Raw genomic sequence first — 19192 nt, forward strand, 5'->3', positions numbered from 1 at the left:
TTTTTATTTGGAAAAGAGTTATTTTTTTTAAAATATATATATATTTGAAGTGCTATTAATCAATTTATATATTTAAACATGAAAAAATTATTTTTCAGCGCAGCTGCGCTCATGTGTGGAACAATAATGTTCGCGCAATCCAATGTTAGTGATGTAGATCAAACAGGTACATCCAATGATGCTGACGTATTCCAACAAGGTGCTAATAATGATTCTGATGTAGATCAGTATGGAGCAGTGCCAACTAATCCAAATAGTGGAGAGTTAAATGATGCTGATGTCTATCAGTTAGGAGATTTAAACGAATCTAAAATTAAGCAAGCTGGTGACAGAAACCTTGGAGATACCTATCAAGAAGGTAATCGTAACAAAGCTAAGATTGATCAAGGGGTTAACTTTGCAGAGGACAATATAGCTTATGCTAACCAATTTGGAAATCGAAACAAGTCTACTCAAAATCAACGTTTTGATAACAATTTTGCAGATGTTGATCAAGATGGAAACAGAAATAAAGCTAGGCAATATCAAAGTTCGGGACCAAATCAATCTGCAGGTAATGACGCGTATTTAACACAGTTAGGAAACAGAAATTATTCTAATCAAGATCAGGTTGGTGGAGATAATTTTAGTGATGTTAATCAGACAGGAAATGATAACGAATCTAGAGTTTTTCAAGTTGGGTTAAATAATTCTTCTACAGTAGATCAAGTTGGAAATTTAAATGAATCTTATGTTTCTCAGACAGGAGACGACAATGTTGATGATACGGATCAAACTGGAGATAGTAATTATGCTTCAACGATTCAAGATGGTGACTTAAATGATTCGACTACTTTGCAGTTGGGTAATTCTAATAGTAGTATGGTTGATCAAAATGGTTTTTCTCATTTAAGTGATGTGTATCAGTCTGGAGATTTTAATATAAGTACAGTTAATCAAAACGGAACAACACATATAAGCGATGTTGATCAAATTGGTAATTCAAATACTTCTGTAGTTAATCAAAATGATTAAGTCTAATTAATACAATAATTCATACTAGTTAAATTAAGGACTCATTTTATGAGTCCTTTTTATTTATTTATTAATTCAAAATTTAATACTCAATTTTTAAATAATAAAGAGGTATGTAGCATCGTATTATTTAATGTTTTTTTTTGTGATAGTTTTATACGTAGTTCTACGTAGATATCAGTGTTTATAGGCTTTTTGCCAATTTTATGAATTAAAAATATCGTAGGAAATTACCTTCTATTACTTGCAGTTTAACGTCAAAAAAATGATACTTAACGAATATATTGACAAAATCGTCCTTTTTTTTGGTTGTCTAATTTATTGAATTAATAAAATCTCTATCTTTGTAGAGCTATTAATCAATATATATTTAAACATGAAAAAATTATTTTTCAGCGCAGCTGCGCTAATGTGTGGAACAATGATGTTTGCACAATCGAACAACAGTGATGTTGACCAAGTAGGAAGTGGTAATGCTTCCACAGTTTCTCAAACTGGAATGACAAATGACTCCGACGTAGATCAATGGGGTGACACAAACACAGCTACAGTAACACAATTAGGTGACAACAACGATTCTGATGTTGATTCTTTAGGAGATGATAACACAGCAACTGCAACTCAAACAGGTAACGACAACGAAGCTGACGTACACCAAGGTTTTGGAACAGGAGCAGGAATTGATGATGGTAACACAGGTTCTGTAACTCAAACAGGTAATAACAATACAGGTCATATTGATCAGTATGGAGATTACGTAGATGGTTCTGATGATAATTCATCTACAATCACTCAAGATGGAGATAGTAACTATGCTTACAATAATCAAGCAGGAGATTTAAACGTTTCTGTACAAGATCAAAATGGAGACAGTAACTCAACTGTTGTTTATCAAACAGGAGATTCTAATGATTCTGATGAAGAGCAAACAGGAGATTTAAACACTTCTATTACTTCTCAAACAGGAGACATGAATGAGTCTGATTTACGTCAAATAGGAAACAGTAATGATTCTGATGTTACTCAACTAGGAGATGGTAATGAGTCTACTGTATGGCAAGGTACAACTGGAGATAATAATGATAGTTCAGTATCTCAAACAGGAGACGACAATGATTCTTTTGTATGGCAAGATGGAAATAGTAATATTTCTGATGTTGACCAAACAGGAAACATGAATGATGCTTACAGTGACCAATGGGGAGATTTCAACACATCTGATGTTGACCAAGATGGTAATGGTAATGAGTCTGATTTATACCAAGGTTATAATGGAGATAACAACAACAGTGTTGTTGATCAAAATGGAGATAACAATACATCTTATGTACGTCAAGACAATGATTTAGGAGGAGGAAATGATTCTTCAGTAACTCAAACAGGAGATGATAATGACTCTAACGTTAATCAAGATGGTGAATCTAACACAAGTGATGTTGACCAAACTGGTGATATGAATGTTGCTGATGTTGATCAAGATGGAGATACTAACGATTCTGATGTTGACCAATTAGGAGATATGAATGATGCTTCAGTTGATCAAGATGGAGATTCTAACTCTGCTTGGATAGACCAACAAGGAGATTCTAACGTAAGTTCTGAAACTCAAACAGGAGATAATAACATTGCTGAAAACTTACAAGTTGGTAATTCTAATGATTCTGATATTGACCAAACTGGAGATAGTAACTATGGTGGAGCTGGACAATGGGGTAATATGAACCAAAGTGATATTGATCAAGTAGGAGATTTTAACTATGCTTTAGCTATCCAACAAGGTGATTCAAACATGTCTACAGAAAACCAACAAGGTAATGCTAACACAGCAACAACTTATCAAATAGGAGATGCTAATATTTCTTATGTAGACCAAATTGGAAACAATAATGGGTCAGCTGTTAATCAAGCTGGAGATGGAAACAGCTCTGATGTAGATCAAACAGGAGATGCAAACAGTAGTACTGTTGCTCAAACAGGAGACACTAACATTTCTGTAGTAACTCAGGATGGTACAGGTAATATCAGTCAAGTTACTTCAACTGGAGATGACAATCAATCTTATGTAGACCAAGATGGTATGGCTAACAATAGTTCTGTATCTCAATTAGGAAACTTACATTTATCTAACGTAACTCAAAATGGGATGTTAAATAACAGTATTGTTGACCAAGATGGTTTCATGCATGATAGTTATGTTAACCAACAAGGAGATTTTAACACTAGTACTGTAGACCAAAATGGAACTACACATACTAGTACTGTTGATCAAATTGGAAACGGTAACTCATCTTCTGTAACTCAAAATGACTAAGCAGAAGCTTTTATAAATAAATTATTTTACTAAATAATTATAAGGTATAAGAGCATTAATTTGCTCTTATACTTTTTATAACAGATATATTTTATAACTTACAAGTAGATTATATCTAATAAAACAAAAGACTATGAAAACTATATTTAAATTTTTAATAGTTGTTTCTTTACTTTTTTCAAGCAACTATGTAGCAGCTCAAACTTTTGAAGCAACACAAGATGCTAATGATATATCAAGTTTTGATACACAGTCTTCCCAAGAAAATTTCTTATTAAATCAAAGTGAGGCAAGAACTGATGCTAGTACATCGGAGAACACTATTTTTATAGCACAAATAGGAGATAGTAATGACTCAGTAAGTATTACAACATCTACAGAAAGTGATATAACAATCATACAAAGTGGAGACGATAATCTTACAGTTTTAGATTTAAATAGTACTAAATTAGTAGAGACTGTTATCCAAAACGGAGATAATAATACATTTTTGGACTACAGTCCATTTAAATCAGATGTTAGGAGTACAACAGTAAATCAAACAGGAAATAATCAAAATCTGACTATGTTTGGATCAAATTCTTTATCAGAAAAAATAAAAATTTCAATGCAAGGACAAGATCAGTCTATAATTATTAGAAATTTTTAATAATAATGTTATGTTTTTATGTCTAAACAAAAAAACAATAACATCAATTGTTATTCTTCTATTCTCAATTGTAGCAAGTGCACAATTGTATAATACAGAAGTAGAAGCAAAACTTCAAGTCAATCAAGAAAACGAATATTTAAACATCAAAGGAACAGCAATTAATAAGGCTCAAGCAAAAAAAGGGTTGAGTTATAAATTGTCTGTTTTCAAAACAGATCAAAATAAAAATAGGTCTAAAAACGAACAAAGTGGACAGTTTGATTTAAACTTAAATCAGCAAAAAGAGTTGTCAACCACATCAATTAATTTTGATAAAAAAACAAAAATTATTATTCTACTATTAATTTTTGACTCTAAAAAAAGCATTATTGGTAAAGATAGAGTTGTTATAAATGATAATGGACAGAACAGTCTAGAAATCAAAAAAAATATAGCAGAAAAAATTGAGGATACTTCTATAAAAATTTCCGCTCAATTAATCAATAATGAGGTTGAAGCTAAGATCCAAACGGATAATCAAAACGATTATGTAACTGTTAAAGCTACAGCTTTTAATAAAACCGAAATCACTAAAAGTTTAATTTATAAGTTTGTTGTATTTAATAAAGAAGAAAGTGTAAACAGTATAGAAGACCAAAAAAACGAAAGATTTATTTTAACAGCAAATCAAAAAATAGATTTACCATCAATTACATTTAATTTAAATAAAGATCAAAAAAAGATAGTTGTACTATTAATTTATGATTTGGATAATAATATTATTGGTCAAGATAGGGTAGTGTTTAATGATAACTCAAAAGACGCAATAGAAAAAAAGAAAAAGGTTTTAGAAAAATTAAAACAACAGCAAAAACAATCTCAAGATGTAAATGTTGAAGGTAGAGATGGTTTGGAGCTTAAGGGTATTGTTGTAGAAGACACAAAAACAAAACCAGGTCGAGATTTTTATAAATTATTTTACTCGTTATACACCCAAAATAATATAAACGGAAAAAAAGTAGTAACAATTAAAGAAATTTTAGCACTAGGTAGAAACACGAAAATTGAAGTAATTGTTGGAGATGACAAGATTTTTTCGTTCTTTGTTAGACCTAGTTCTGAATATTTAACTAAAATGAATGATTATGCCATAATTAGAGTATATAAACATTTTAAAAATTTAGAAAAAGAATCAAAAACAATTAAACGCTATTAACTTTTTTGATCATGAAAAAACTATTCTCATTATTAATTTTCTTAGCTGGTTACTTTTGTATAGGCCAGCAATTAACTTACAAGCCTATAAATCCTGCTTTTGGAGGAGATACTTTTAATTATCAATGGTTATTAAGTTCTGCAAATGCACAAAACTCTTTTACAGATCCAAATGCTAATGATGGTACAGATGAAAGTTCTTTAGAAGCTTTTTCAGAAAACCTAAATAGGCAAATACTTAGCCAGCTTTCAAGGTCGTTATTCCAAACGCAATTAGGAGACGAGCTGCAAGAAGGTAATTTTAGTTTTGGTAGTCTAGCTTTAGAGATTTATGACTCTGCTGAAGGTTTGGTTATTAATATACTAGATGTAGATACTGGAGAGCAAACTCAAATTATAGTCCCTAACTAATCACTTAACTATACATTATGTTAAATTATAGACCTGCTTTTGCAGTCATACTATTTTTATTATTAACCAGTTGTGGTGCGTTTTTTAATCAGCCTTTCAAGCAAGAAAGAGCTAGAATTGGAGAGACTACTCCTGTAACAAGTAAGTTAAAAGAGTTTCCATTACCACAAGAACCTGTCGTTGCTGGAGTATATAATTTTAAAGACCAAACTGGACAATATAAAGCGGTAGAAAACGGAAGTACCTTTAGTACAGCAGTATCTCAAGGTGGTACAACCATGCTAATTAAAGCTTTAGAAGACTCTAAATGGTTTACCGTTATAGAAAGAGAAAATCTTGGTAACCTTCTAAACGAAAGAAATATAATAAGATCCACAAGAGACGAGTACAGAAAAAACCAAAACCCAAACGAGCCTAATTTACCACCACTTCTATATGCTGGAATATTATTAGAAGGAGGAGTAATGTCCTATGATACTAATATTATTACAGGAGGTGCAGGAGCAAGATATTTAGGTATTGGAAGCTCTACACAATATAGACAAGATAGGATAACCGTTTATTTAAGAGCAGTGTCTACGTCAAGCGGAAAAATATTAAAAACAGTATATATTTCTAAAACAATATTATCTCAAGCAGTATCTGCAACTTTATTTAAATATGTAAAATACCAAAGATTGTTAGAAACAGAAATTGGTTTTACTAAAAATGAACCTGTTCAATTAGCAATGAAAGAGGCTATTGAAAAAGCAGTTGAAGCATTGATAATTGAAGGAATGAAAGATAAGCTTTGGTTACCTAGACTAAGCGAAGAGTCTACAGCTAAACTTATTCAAGAGTTTGATGAAGAAAAAGACGAAGCAATTTCAACAGAACTATATGAGCGTTTCTTAACAGAACGCAGAGGTGATTATGCACTAACAGGCGCTTTAGGAGCAACATTAATTAATGGAGATTTGCCAAACCCTCAACCTGAATTTAATAGTAAAATTGGGCTTAAAAGATCACTTAACCCTTATTTAAACTTAGGGTTTACGTATAATAAGTTTAATTTAGAAAATAAAGAAATTTTAAACGAAGGCTTTATGTCTTTCGATTTAAATTTAGAATACAGTGTTTTACCTTACGATAATTTTACACCTTACCTATTTGCAGGTGTTGGGACAAATGCATCAAACTATTTTAAAGCAATTGATCCAAAATTACAAGTTGGACTTGGTTTAGAATATTTGATAAAAGATAATTTAGGTGTCTATTTATATGGTGAGCATAATCTTGTGTTTTCAGATGAAATTGATGGAGTAGTATCTGGAAAAATAGACGATATGTTTTATCGATTTGGACTAGGAGTCAATTTTTATTTATCCAAACCAGATACTAAGTTTAATCAGCGAAAAGAATTAGAAAAACTTAAAAAAGCTGAATTTAAAGCCTTAAAAAAAGAAAATAGAAGGCAAATGCAAGAAAAAAATAAAGCAGATCGCCAAAACAAAACAAATAATTAATCTGTTAAATTTTGATTTAACATTTAAATAATTGAAACAGATGAAAACAGCTTCAAAATATATAAATTTTATCCTCATAATAGCAATGCTATTTAGTTGTAGTGAAGATAAAATCACATTAAGTGGAACAGGGTCTATTACAGGAAAGGTAGTGTCTAATGGAGATAACGTCCCTCTAGAATTTACTAGAGTATCTACAAACCCAAACTCAAGTATAGTTTTTACAGATGCTTCAGGTAATTTTGTTATTAGTAATGTTCCAGTTGGATCTTATTCTGTAGAAGCTCAAAAAGATGGTTATTTATCAAAATTTGAGCCTGCAACAGTTACAGCTGATAATAGTGTAAATGTAATTTTTGAATTAGATATAGAAACTGCAAACAACGATGCACCAAATGCTCCAGTTTTAGAAAGCCCAATTAATGATGCAATAGATCAGGAAGTAACAGTGGATTTAGTTTGGACAGGTTCAGATCCAGAAGATGATACCTTAACTTATGAAGTTCAGATTTTAAACGATCAAAATGCTGATGTGTTGACATATACAGATTTAACAGAAGTAACATTAACAGTTTCTGGATTAGATTATGGAACAAAATACTTTTGGCAAGTATCAGCATCAGATAATATTAATGACCCAGTTATAAGCGAAACGTTTAATTTTAAAACAAGCGATTTTCCTAATAACAGAAATTTTTTCACCAGAAAAATAAACGGAAACAATGTTATTTATTCTGCAGATGATGATGGAAACGAGTATCAATTAACCCTAGAAAGTACTAACAGTTGGAGACCAAGAAAAGCCAGCAACATTAATAAAATTGCGTTTTTAAGATCCAATGGTGGTCAAACACATATTTATACTATGGATTTAGACGGTTCCAATGTTGTTCAAGTAACAAATAGTGTTGCTGTTAATGGATTTAATTTAGAAGAATTAGATTTTGAATGGAAAAACAATAATACTAAATTAGTGTATCCAAGCTTTGATAAATTATATCAAATAAATACAAATGGATCTGGATTAAGTCAAATCCATCAAACACTTAATGGTAATTTTATTACAGAAGTAGACTGGAACCAAAGCACACTACGTTTAGCAGTAAAAACTAATAATGCAGTTGGATATAATGTAGAAATATATACGATGAATACCTCTGGAACCATTCTAGATTATATTTTACAAGGTGTAAATGGAGCAGCAGGAGGATTAGATTATACATTTGATGGAACAAAACTATTGTATACTTATGATGTGTCTGGAAATGAAAATAATGAATATAGACAATTAGACTCTCATATGTTTATTTATGATATAGCAGCAATGACTGCAATGGATATTTCAACATCTAAACCAGCAGGAACAAACGACTTAGACTCTAGGTTTTCTCCAAATGAGGCCGAAATAATTTTTGTAAATACTTCTAATGATGGTGTCTCACAACAAGACTTGGTTAAATTAAGTTTAGCTTCGTTAAATGATAGGATAATATTTATAGAAAATGCAAAAATGCCAGATTGGAAGTAATTTATTACTTCACATCAATTTAACTAGAAAAGCACACATATTATTTGTGTGCTTTTCATTTATAAATATATTTGTGGTCTAACACAACACAATGAGTTCCGAAATTTCAAAACGTTATAGTCAAAGAGGTGTTTCTGCATCAAAAGAAGATGTGCATAATGCTATTAAAAACATAGATAAAGGTTTGTTTCCTAAAGCTTTCTGCAAGATAGTTCCAGATTATTTAACTAATGATGAGGACTATTGCTTAATCATGCATGCAGATGGTGCAGGAACAAAATCGTCTTTAGCTTATATGTACTGGAAAGAAACTGGAGATGTTTCTGTATGGAAAGGGATCGCTCAAGATGCATTAATAATGAATATTGATGATTTATTATGTGTTGGAGCAACAGATAATATTATGTTATCCTCTACCATTGGTAGAAACAAAAACTTAATTACAGGCGAAGTACTTTCTGCTATAATTAATGGGACTGAGGAGTTGATTCAGGATTTAAAAAACTTTGGAGTAACTATTCATAGTACAGGAGGAGAAACTGCAGATGTTGGAGATTTGGTTAGAACCATTATTGTAGACTCTACAGTAACAGCTAGAATGAAGCGTAGTGATGTAATTGATAATGCTAATATTAAAGCTGGAGATGTTATTGTAGGTTTAGAAAGTTTTGGACAAGCAACTTACGAAAAAAGTTATAATGGAGGAATGGGAAGCAATGGACTGACTTCTGCAAGACACGATGTGTTTAATAACTATTTGGCTAAAAAATATCCAGAAAGTTTTGATGCTTCTGTGCCAGAAGATTTAGTGTATTCTGGACAAGTAAAACTAACAGACACGGTTGAGGACTCTCCAATTGATGCTGGAAAATTAGTGTTGTCTCCAACCAGAACATATGCACCAATTATAAAAGAAATTTTATCAAAATATAAAAGTGATAAATTACATGGTATGATACATTGTAGTGGAGGAGCACAAACAAAAATCCTTCATTTTATCGAAAACTTACATATTGTTAAGGATAATATGTTTCCAATTCCACCTTTATTTAAATTAATACAAGAGCAATCAAAAACAGATTGGAAAGAAATGTATCAAGTCTTTAATTGCGGTCACAGAATGGAGTTATATGTGTCACCAGACATTGCAGAAGATATTATTTCAATTTCTAAAGGTTATAATGTAAATGCGCAAATAATTGGAAGAGTAGAGACATCTAAGTCTAAAAAACTAACAATAAAAAGTGATTACGGAGTCTTTAATTATTAATTTTAATTAAGCATTCCTTGGTATAGGTATTTGTAATCTTCTAATTCGGATAGATTATTAATTAATTTTGAACAACCATTCTTAATTAAATAAATGGTATCAGATACGTCTATAACTTCGTTATATCTATGATCTGTTAGTATAATTATTTTTTCTTTTTTTTCTAATTCTATTAATGTTTTTATTTTTTCAATATAAAGAGGTGCTACACCATTAAAGGGTTCGTCTAATAAAACTATTTTTGCCTTTTTTTTAAGAATAAGATAGATTTCAATAACACGACGTTCTCCTCCAGAAAGTGTATTTATTTTTTGATTTTTGTATGCTATAAAATCAGGAAATTCAACAATAAAGTCATCCCATTTTAATTTAAATAAATTAAAAACAGCTATAACTTTAGCTTGATTTGGTGTAAAATGATATTGAGGTAACAATGCAGCTAACTTAGTTAAATATAATGGTTTTAAAACAGGTTTTTTATCTATTCTAATCAGGCTATATTTTGCGCTAAGCGTACCAAAAACAATATGTAACAAGCAACTTTTTCCAGAACCATTACTGCCTAATAAACTAGTTATTTGTCCAGTTTCGGCTTTTAGGTAAATGCCATTTAAAATACGTTTGTCTTTAAAGTAAAGTTCTACATTGTCTATTTCAAAAATCAAAATGGGTTATATAAATTCATTCATTAAACTTAAAAATCCTATAGTTATCAAAGCGTCAATTAGGTATAATATACTAAATAATTTAAAGTTTGATACGCCTAAGTTTTTATAAAAGGTAAGTTTTTGCTTAGCATCAGTTTCGTTAACTAAATAATACAGTAAAACTATTAAAAATAATTTTGTAATTAAAGCAGGAATTAGGCTTGAGCTTCCAGTAATTAATAGTAATATATTAATAACAAAAGACCATAACGCAAATGTGCGATAATAATATAGTATAGCAAATAATTGATTTAGCATAATCAACTTAACAACGCGTTATCTAACTTTGATAGTATAATTCAATTAAAAAAGTAGTATTTTTTTTTATTTTTTTAATAAATTGCTTGTTAATTCTTTAGTTTTTTGAGTAAGAAAATTCAACTTCTTGTAATAACGCTACTTCTAGCTTTAAACTATTATGCAATACTAAATCATTCTATTTTTTATAATAGAGTTTTTAGGTTAATGTCTTTATTAACTTTTTTTGTTTTGTATTTAAAAATAAGAAGTAAAAAAAATGGGTTTTTATTGTATGTTTTTTTGTTTTTTATGCTCTCTGATATATTATTGTTTTTTTATGAAAAGCCTATATTTAGCATATTAACAAGTGTAAGTCGTATTTGTGGGTATTTATTAATACTAAATCATTTTAGGAAACAACTTGATTTAAAAAAAAATAGATAAAATTGCTTCTATAGTTTTTATAATTTTAGGTTTTATAAACTTGTTTGGGTTGTATTATATAACAAGTTTTATGTATAAACCATCACAGTTTTTAATCGTACAAGAGTATACTATTTATATACACGGATTAGTCGTTATTCTTGCTTGTTTTTTTGCTGGAAGTAATAATTTTATCAATATTAAAAAGGAAACTTTAAATGGAGCTTTGTTTATTTTTGGTTTTGCATTTGCAGATTTATCATCAGTGACTGCTTATTATTTAAAAGTATTTCCCTTTTATATTGTAGATAGGACATTTTATGTTTTTGCTTTATTGTTTATGGTTAAATATGCTATTAACTTAAGGTTAGAGACAGATTATTAGTTAAATTTTAAAAGCTATTTTAAGATGTCATAACTATTTTGGAATTATTATAGTTTATATTTAATTGTATTGAAAATTCATTAATTATCGTATTTTTGTTTCACAATTTTAGACAATAGATGTTAGAAAAGTTACAGATAGTAAAACAACGTTTTGATGAGGTTAGCGATTTAATTATCCAACCAGATATTATTACAGATCAAAAACGTTATGTAGAGTTAAATAAAGAATATAAAGATTTGCGTACCCTTATGGATAAACGCGAAATTTATATTGAGCTTACTGAAAACTTAAAAGAAGCTGAAGAAATTATTGCAGATGGTAGTGATGCCGAAATGGTAGAAATGGCTAAAATGCAATTGGAAGAAGCTAAAGATGGTATACCAAAATTAGAGGACGAAATAAGAGTATTATTAATCCCTAAAGATCCTCAAGATTCTAAAAATGCAGTCGTAGAATTAAGAGCTGGAACTGGAGGAGATGAAGCAAGTATTTTTGCAGGAGATTTATTTAGAATGTATACTAAATACTGTGAAGGTAGAGGATGGAAAGTAGATACTGTAGATTATAGCGAAGGAACAAATGGTGGTTTTAAAGAAATCCAATTTGAAGTTACTGGTAACGATGTTTATGGGACTTTAAAGTTTGAAGCTGGTGTGCATCGTGTACAACGTGTACCACAAACAGAAACACAAGGTCGTGTGCATACAAGTGCTGCAACTGTTATGGTGTTTCCGGAAGCAGAAGAGTTTGATGTAGAAATTAACCCAAAAGAAGTGCGTGTCGATTTTTTCTGTTCTTCAGGACCAGGAGGTCAGTCTGTAAACACAACATACTCTGCAGTACGTTTAACACACATTCCAACAGGATTAGTAGCGCAATGCCAGGATCAAAAATCGCAACATAAAAACAAAGAAAAAGCCTTTAAGGTATTACGTTCTCGTTTATATGATTTAGAATTGGCTAAGAAAAACGAAGAAGACGCAGCATTACGTGGTACAATGGTAACTTCAGGAGACAGAAGTGCTAAGATTAGAACGTATAATTACTCTCAAGGACGTGTAACAGATCACAGAATTGGATTAACATTATACGATTTACAAAATATTGTAAATGGAGACATCCAGAAAATTATAGACGAATTACAACTAGCAGACAATACAGAAAAATTAAAAGCTAGTGACCAACATATTTAACATCAAGCCTCTTTTTTGAGGCTTTTTTTATAGCATGACAACACAACAACTAACAGCACAAATCAAATTAAAAAAGTCTTTTCTTTGTATAGGACTAGACGTCGATTTAAATAAAATACCAAAACAGTTATTAGAAACTGAAGACCCAATTTTCGAGTTTAATAAAGCTATAATTGATGCTACACATCATTTATGCGTTGCGTATAAGCCAAATACAGCATTTTATGAAGCATATGGTATAAAAGGTTGGCAAGCATTAGAAAAAACCATTAAGTATATTAACACCAATCATCCAGAAATTTTCACAATTGCAGATGCAAAACGTGGTGATATTGGTAATACAAGTACAATGTACGCTAAAGCCTTTTTTGAGGACTTAGCGTTTGATAGTGTTACGGTTGCACCATATATGGGAAAAGACTCTGTAGAACCTTTTCTAGCGTTTAAAAACAAGCATACTATTATGTTAGCATTAACGTCTAACCAAGGTGCTTTTGATTTTCAAACCAAAACAGTAGATGGAAAAGAATTATACAAACAAGTTTTAGAGACCTCTAAATCTTGGAAAAATTCTGAAAACTTAATGTACGTTGTTGGAGCTACCAAAGCTGAGTATTTTTCTGAAATCAGAAAAATAATTCCATACAGTTTTTTATTAGTACCTGGAGTAGGAGCACAAGGTGGAAACCTGCAAGACGTTTGTAAATATGGAATGACTGATACTGTAGGTTTGCTAATTAACTCTTCAAGAGGTATAATTTACGCATCAAACAATGAAGACTTTGCTCAAGCAGCAGCTAATAGTGCTAAAGATTTACAGATGCAAATGGAAGTTGTTTTGAATAATAAGTAGAGTGATTGTTAAAAGAAAAGAGTCTATTTCTCTTAAAAACAGACTCTAATAACTAACTAAACTAACTCAATAAAAGAAATCTGATAGATGTTTTCTTTTATTAGTACAAATATCTAGTTTATATTTTATTTTAATGTTAAGTCAATATTATTCTTAGATTAATAAAAAGGTTTAATCTTGTAAAGCAAATACCTTTTTTAATAAATCTGTACCTCTAGAGCTTACTTTTGTTCTAATTTCTTGCTCTTCTACAGCAATCATTTTATAGACACCTTTTAAAGCTTCTCCAGTAACATAATCTGTTAAGTCAGGATTAACATTGCTAGTAAATGGTATTGCATTATACTTATTAATCAAATTTGACCAAATTTGGTCTGCTCCAACTTTACTAAAAGAGGTTTTAATAACTGGATTAAACTTATCGTACAAAGCTGTTTGTGTTTTACTAGTTAAATATTGTGTAGCTGCATCATTGTTACCAAGTAAAATGTTTTTTGCATCACTAAAAGTAATGTCTTTAACAGCATTAATAAATATAGGAGTTGCTTCTCCAACAGCATCTTCTGCAGCTCTGTTTAACACTTTTAAACCTTCGTCTGCCAAATTACTTAAGCCAATATCACGTAGTGCTTTGTCTACTTTTTGTAATTCTTGTGGAAGTAAAATTTTAACCAACTCGTTTTTAAAAAAACCATCAGTTTGCGTTAATTTAGTAACTTGTTTGTCTATTCCTAAGTCTAAAGCTTCTCGTAAGCCATTTGCTATATCTAGTTGACTAATTACGCCTTCTCCTTGAGGAAGTTGATTGACTACTTGTTGTAATTCTGCACAAGCAGTAAAATTTAGAATAATAATTATGGCAAATATCTTTTTCATGGTATTTAATTTAGTCCGTAAATATACTTAATATAAGATGCTTTAAAGTTTTAAAACTTGCGTTTTAAAAATATTAAGGTTCAAAAAAACAGAAATTAAACGGGTTTTGATAATTAGTTATGAGAAAATAACTGTCTTGTTGTTATACACCATCACTTTTCTTTTTAAATGTAATTTAATAGCATTGGCTAATACAATTTTTTCTAAATCACGTCCTTTGGCTATTAAATCGTCTATAGCATGTGTGTGTGATACACGCTCTACATCTTGCTCTATAATTGGTCCAGCGTCTAACTCTTCAGTAACATAATGGCTTGTGGCTCCAATAATTTTTACACCACGTTTATAAGCAGAATGATAAGGTTTTGCACCAACAAAAGCTGGTAAAAATGAGTGATGAATATTAATCACCTTATTTGGGTATTTATCTATAATCTTACTAGATACTATTTGCATATATCGTGCTAATACAATAAAACTAATATCAAACTGATCGCATAGTTTTAGTTGTTGTTCTTCAGCTTCCGCTTTAGTGTCTTTGGTAACTGGTATATGATAAAACGGAATTTTAAAACTATCTGCAATAGGTTTTAAAGTGTTATGATTACTAACTATAAATGGGATTTCTACATCTAATTCTCCAGAGTTATAACGACCTAAAATGTCATATAAACAATGGTCATATTTAGAGACAAATAGTGCCATTTTTGGTTTGTCTTCTGCTGCGTAAATACGCCATTTCATTTTAAATGTATCTGCTAAACTACTTTTAAAGCTAGCTTTAAAAGTGTCCATAGAGAAGGTGTCCTCTTTAAACTCGCTTTCTAAACGCATAAAAAAAATGTCTTGTTCTCTATCTACGTGCTGATCAATGTAAACAATGTTTCCGTTGCTATTTGCAATAAAATTAGTGACATTAGCAATGATTCCAGATTGATCTTTGCAGTTAATAAGTAACGTTATTTTTTTCATCAAAAAAATTATTTTTAGTTCCACAAAGGTGAAAATCTTATCATATAGTTAATAGCATATAAATATGCTTATAATTGAATTCTAATTCATTAATTTCACTACTAAATTACTCTAAAAAGTCAAGTTAATATTTAACCTTAAAATTTTTAGATAATTAAAGATAAACCATTAATATTTTTGAATATTTCGTAAATTGCAACCTCAAAATTGATTATAAATTAAGAATGACACAAATAACTCCTTATAAGCCAAAACATAAAGTTAGAATTGTAACTGCAGCCTCATTATTTGATGGTCACGATGCGTCTATAAATATTATGCGTCGTATAATCCAATCTACAGGTGTTGAGGTTATACATTTAGGTCATGATAGAAGTGTAGAGGAAGTTGTAAATACAGCTATTCAAGAAGACGTAAATGCAATATGTTTAACCTCTTATCAAGGTGGTCATAACGAGTATTTTAAATACATGTATGATTTGCTAAAAGAAAGAGGAGCAGAACATATCAAAATTTTTGGAGGAGGAGGAGGAGTAATTTTGCCTTCTGAGATTGAAGCATTAATGGATTATGGTATTGCACGTATCTATTCTCCGGATGATGGACGTGAGATGGGATTACAAGGTATGATTAATGATTTGGTAGAACAATCAGACTTTGCAATTGGTGATGCATTAAATGATGAGCTTAATTTACTACCAACTAAAAACCCAAAAGCAATTGCTAGAGTTATTTCTTCTGCTGAGAATTTTCCAGAAGTAGCAAAAGCAACATTAGATAAAATTCATATTAAAAATAAAACCTCTAAAACACCAGTTTTAGGAATTACAGGAACTGGAGGAGCAGGAAAATCGTCTCTTGTAGATGAGCTGGTTCGTCGATTTTTAATTGATTTCCCTGAGAGAACCATAGGTTTAGTGTCTGTAGATCCTTCAAAACGAAAAACAGGAGGAGCTCTTTTAGGAGACAGAATTCGTATGAATGCTATTAACTCTCCAAGAGTATATATGCGTAGTTTGGCTACAAGACAATCTAACTTAGCATTATCAAAATATGTAAACGAAGCAGTACAGGTTTTAAAAGCTGCAGAGTATGATTTAATAATATTGGAAACTTCTGGAATCGGGCAATCTGATACAGAAATCATGGAACATTCTGACGTTGCTTTATACGTTATGACTCCAGAGTTTGGTGCAGCAACACAACTTGAGAAAATAGACATGCTTGATTTTGCAGATTTAGTTGCCATCAATAAGTTTGACAAACGTGGTTCTTTAGACGCTTTACGTGATGTTAAAAAGCAATACATGCGTAACAATAATCTTTGGGATGTACACCAAGATGATTTACCTGTTTATGGTACAATTGCTTCTCAATTTAACGATCCAGGAATGAATACGCTTTACAAAGCAATTATGGATAAGTTAGTTGAAAAAACAGAAGCTGACTTAAATTCTACGTTCCACATTTCTGATGAAATGAGCGAAAAGATTTTTGTTATTCCACCAAATAGAACACGTTACTTATCAGAAATTGCAGAGAGCAATCGTGCATATGATAAAACAGCAAATACACAAGTTGAAGTTGCTCAAAAATTATACGGAATATTTAAAACATTAGAATCTGTTTTAGATGTAACTCCAGAATTAGATAAAGCAGGAATTGCTTCAGAATCTGTTGTATCAACAGAAGACAATAAAGATTTTGTTAGATTATTGGTTTCAGAATTTGACAGAGTAAAACTAAACCTAGATCCTTACAATTGGGAAGTAATTACAGGTTGGAATGAAAAAGTAAATAAATATAAAAATCCAATTTATAGCTTTAAAGTTAGAGATAAAGAAATAAAGATAGAAACACATACAGAATCATTATCTCATTTGCAAATACCAAAAATAGCGTTGCCAAAGTATCAATCTTGGGGAGATTTATTGCGTTGGACATTGCAAGAAAACGTACCAGGAGAATTTCCATACACTTCAGGATTATATCCTTTTAAACGTACAGGAGAAGATCCAGCACGTATGTTTGCAGGAGAAGGTGGTCCAGAACGTACTAACAGACGTTTTCATTATGTAAGTGCAGGTTTGCCAGCAAAACGTTTATCTACTGCTTTTGATAGTGTAACGCTTTACGGAAACGATCCAGATTTACGTCCAGATATTTATGGTAAAATAGGTAACGCAGGAGTAAGTATTTGCTGTTTAGATGATGCTAAAAAATTGTATTCTGGTTTTGATTTAGCAAATAAAATGACATCTGTAAGTATGACTATTAATGGTCCTGCACCTATGTTATTGGGTTTCTTTATGAATGCTGCAATTGACCAACAATGTGAGTTTTACATTAAAGAAAATGGTCTTGAAAAAGAAGTAGAATCAAAGATTTCTAAAATATATAAAGGTAAAGAACGTCCATCTTATAATGGAGATTTACCAGAAGGGAACAATGGTTTAGGTTTAATGCTTCTGGGTGTTACAGGAGATCAAGTGTTACCAGCAGATGTTTACGCAGAGATTAAAACAAATACCATTGCACAAGTAAGAGGAACGGTCCAAGCAGATATTTTAAAAGAAGATCAAGCACAAAATACTTGTATTTTTTCAACAGAATTTGCATTGCGTTTAATGGGAGACGTACAAGAGTATTTTATCGAAAATAATGTACGTAATTTCTATTCGGTTTCTATTTCTGGATACCATATTGCCGAAGCAGGAGCTAATCCAATAACACAATTAGCTTTAACATTATCTAATGGTTTCACTTACGTGGAATATTATTTAAGTCGTGGAATGGACATCAATAAGTTTGGACCAAATTTATCGTTCTTTTTCTCAAACGGAATCGATCCAGAATACGCAGTAATTGGTCGTGTTGCTAGAAAGATTTGGGCAAAAGCAATGAAGCACAAATATGGTGCAAATGCAAGAGCACAAATGCTTAAGTACCATATTCAAACGTCAGGACGTAGCTTACATGCTCAAGAAATTGATTTTAATGATATTCGTACAACGCTTCAAGCATTATACGCTATATACGATAATTGTAACTCGTTACACACCAATGCATATGATGAAGCGATAACGACACCAACTGAAGAATCGGTTAGACGTGCTATGGCAATTCAATTAATTATAAATAAAGAATTAGGATTAAATAAAAACGAAAATCCAATACAAGGCTCTTTTATTATTGAAGAATTGACAGATTTAGTAGAAGAAGCTGTGCTTTTAGAATTTGATAGAATTACCGAAAGAGGAGGTGTTCTTGGTGCAATGGAAACCATGTACCAACGTAGTAAAATACAAGAAGAAAGCTTGTATTACGAAACCTTAAAACATAACGGAAAGTTTCCAATAATTGGTGTAAATACGTTCTTAAGTTCTAAAGGTTCACCAACGGTTATTCCTGCGGAAGTTATTCGTGCAACAGAAGAAGAGAAGCAGTTTCAGATTAAAACGCTAGAAAACCTTCACAAAGCAAATGATACAAATGCATTGTTAAAAGAGCTTCAAACTAAAGCGATACATAACGAAAATATTTTTGAAGCTTTAATGGAAGTATGTAAAGTATGTTCGCTTGGAGAGATAACTGCATCGTTATTTGAAGTAGGAGGACAGTACAGACGTAATATGTAAGCAGAAAATAATTTTAA

At 30.8% G+C, this 19192-nt stretch carries 16 protein-coding genes; 12 read left to right on the top strand and 4 right to left on the bottom strand.

The annotated features are described in order from the left end of the window. Window positions 1-78: 78 nt before the first annotated feature. From SJY17_RS08460 to SJY17_RS08495, 8 genes are all read left to right on the top strand, one after another. On the top strand, window positions 79-1014 hold the full coding sequence (locus SJY17_RS08460) for a hypothetical protein (protein WP_397362128.1): 936 nt from the start codon (window positions 79-81) through the stop codon (window positions 1012-1014). 376 nt (window positions 1015-1390) lie between these two features. Then, complete coding sequence (locus SJY17_RS08465; protein ID WP_397362129.1) at window positions 1391-3325, top strand: hypothetical protein; 1935 nt, start codon at window positions 1391-1393, stop codon at window positions 3323-3325. Between the two features lie 133 nt (window positions 3326-3458). Beyond that, a complete protein-coding gene (locus SJY17_RS08470; RefSeq protein ID WP_397362130.1) occupies window positions 3459-3974 on the top strand; it encodes a hypothetical protein in 516 nt (171 codons plus the stop codon). Between the two features lie 10 nt (window positions 3975-3984). Further along, window positions 3985-5172, top strand: coding sequence for a CsgE family curli-type amyloid fiber assembly protein (locus tag SJY17_RS08475; protein WP_397362131.1), 1188 nt, complete (start codon window positions 3985-3987; stop codon window positions 5170-5172). 11 nt (window positions 5173-5183) lie between these two features. After that, entirely contained in the window at window positions 5184-5582 is a 399-nt protein-coding gene (locus SJY17_RS08480; protein WP_397362132.1) for a curli production assembly/transport component CsgF, read from the top strand. Window positions 5583-5599: 17 nt separating this feature from the next. Continuing rightward, window positions 5600-7087 (top strand): CsgG/HfaB family protein, encoded by a 1488-nt coding sequence (locus tag SJY17_RS08485; protein ID WP_397362133.1) that lies wholly within the window; start codon window positions 5600-5602, stop codon window positions 7085-7087. Between the two features lie 40 nt (window positions 7088-7127). After that, on the top strand, window positions 7128-8615 hold the full coding sequence (locus SJY17_RS08490) for a carboxypeptidase regulatory-like domain-containing protein (protein ID WP_397362134.1): 1488 nt from the start codon (window positions 7128-7130) through the stop codon (window positions 8613-8615). Between the two features lie 91 nt (window positions 8616-8706). Continuing rightward, a complete protein-coding gene (locus SJY17_RS08495; RefSeq protein ID WP_397362135.1) occupies window positions 8707-9885 on the top strand; it encodes an AIR synthase related protein in 1179 nt (392 codons plus the stop codon). A gap of 2 nt (window positions 9886-9887) precedes the next feature. Here the strand turns inward: SJY17_RS08495 and SJY17_RS08500 are convergent, their stop codons facing one another. Next, the gene (locus SJY17_RS08500) at window positions 9888-10550 is read right to left on the bottom strand and encodes an ATP-binding cassette domain-containing protein (protein WP_397362136.1); all 663 of its coding nucleotides are present in this window, start codon (window positions 10548-10550) and stop codon (window positions 9888-9890) included. 6 nt (window positions 10551-10556) lie between these two features. Continuing rightward, entirely contained in the window at window positions 10557-10850 is a 294-nt protein-coding gene (locus tag SJY17_RS08505; RefSeq protein WP_397362137.1) for a hypothetical protein, read from the bottom strand. A 496-nt stretch (window positions 10851-11346) separates the two neighbouring features. On the opposite strand from SJY17_RS08505, the gene SJY17_RS08510 reads away from it, so the two are divergent. The 3 genes from SJY17_RS08510 to pyrF all read left to right on the top strand — a co-directional run bounded on the left by SJY17_RS08510 (window position 11347) and on the right by pyrF (window position 13689). After that, entirely contained in the window at window positions 11347-11640 is a 294-nt protein-coding gene (locus SJY17_RS08510; RefSeq protein ID WP_397362138.1) for a hypothetical protein, read from the top strand. A gap of 119 nt (window positions 11641-11759) precedes the next feature. After that, window positions 11760-12836 (top strand): peptide chain release factor 1, encoded by a 1077-nt coding sequence (gene prfA, locus SJY17_RS08515; RefSeq protein ID WP_397362139.1) that lies wholly within the window; start codon window positions 11760-11762, stop codon window positions 12834-12836. Between the two features lie 34 nt (window positions 12837-12870). Further along, window positions 12871-13689 carry an orotidine-5'-phosphate decarboxylase gene (pyrF, locus tag SJY17_RS08520; RefSeq protein ID WP_397362140.1) on the top strand — a complete coding sequence of 273 codons (819 nt, stop codon included), beginning with the start codon at window positions 12871-12873 and terminating at the stop codon, window positions 13687-13689. A 171-nt stretch (window positions 13690-13860) separates the two neighbouring features. Here pyrF and SJY17_RS08525 read toward each other — a convergent pair whose 3' ends face one another. Both SJY17_RS08525 and purU read right to left on the bottom strand, forming a co-directional pair. After that, window positions 13861-14565, bottom strand: coding sequence for a DUF4197 domain-containing protein (locus SJY17_RS08525; protein ID WP_397362141.1), 705 nt, complete (start codon window positions 14563-14565; stop codon window positions 13861-13863). Window positions 14566-14682: 117 nt separating this feature from the next. Then, the gene (gene purU, locus SJY17_RS08530) at window positions 14683-15537 is read right to left on the bottom strand and encodes a formyltetrahydrofolate deformylase (RefSeq protein WP_397362142.1); all 855 of its coding nucleotides are present in this window, start codon (window positions 15535-15537) and stop codon (window positions 14683-14685) included. 224 nt (window positions 15538-15761) lie between these two features. Here purU and SJY17_RS08535 point away from each other — a divergent pair, with 224 nt between their 5' ends. Then, window positions 15762-19175 (top strand): methylmalonyl-CoA mutase family protein, encoded by a 3414-nt coding sequence (locus SJY17_RS08535; RefSeq protein WP_397362143.1) that lies wholly within the window; start codon window positions 15762-15764, stop codon window positions 19173-19175. The last annotated feature ends 17 nt before the right edge of the window (window positions 19176-19192 follow it).

Origin of the sequence: Olleya sp. R77988 (genome assembly GCF_044594215.1) — a bacterium.
GTDB lineage: Bacteria > Bacteroidota > Bacteroidia > Flavobacteriales > Flavobacteriaceae > Olleya.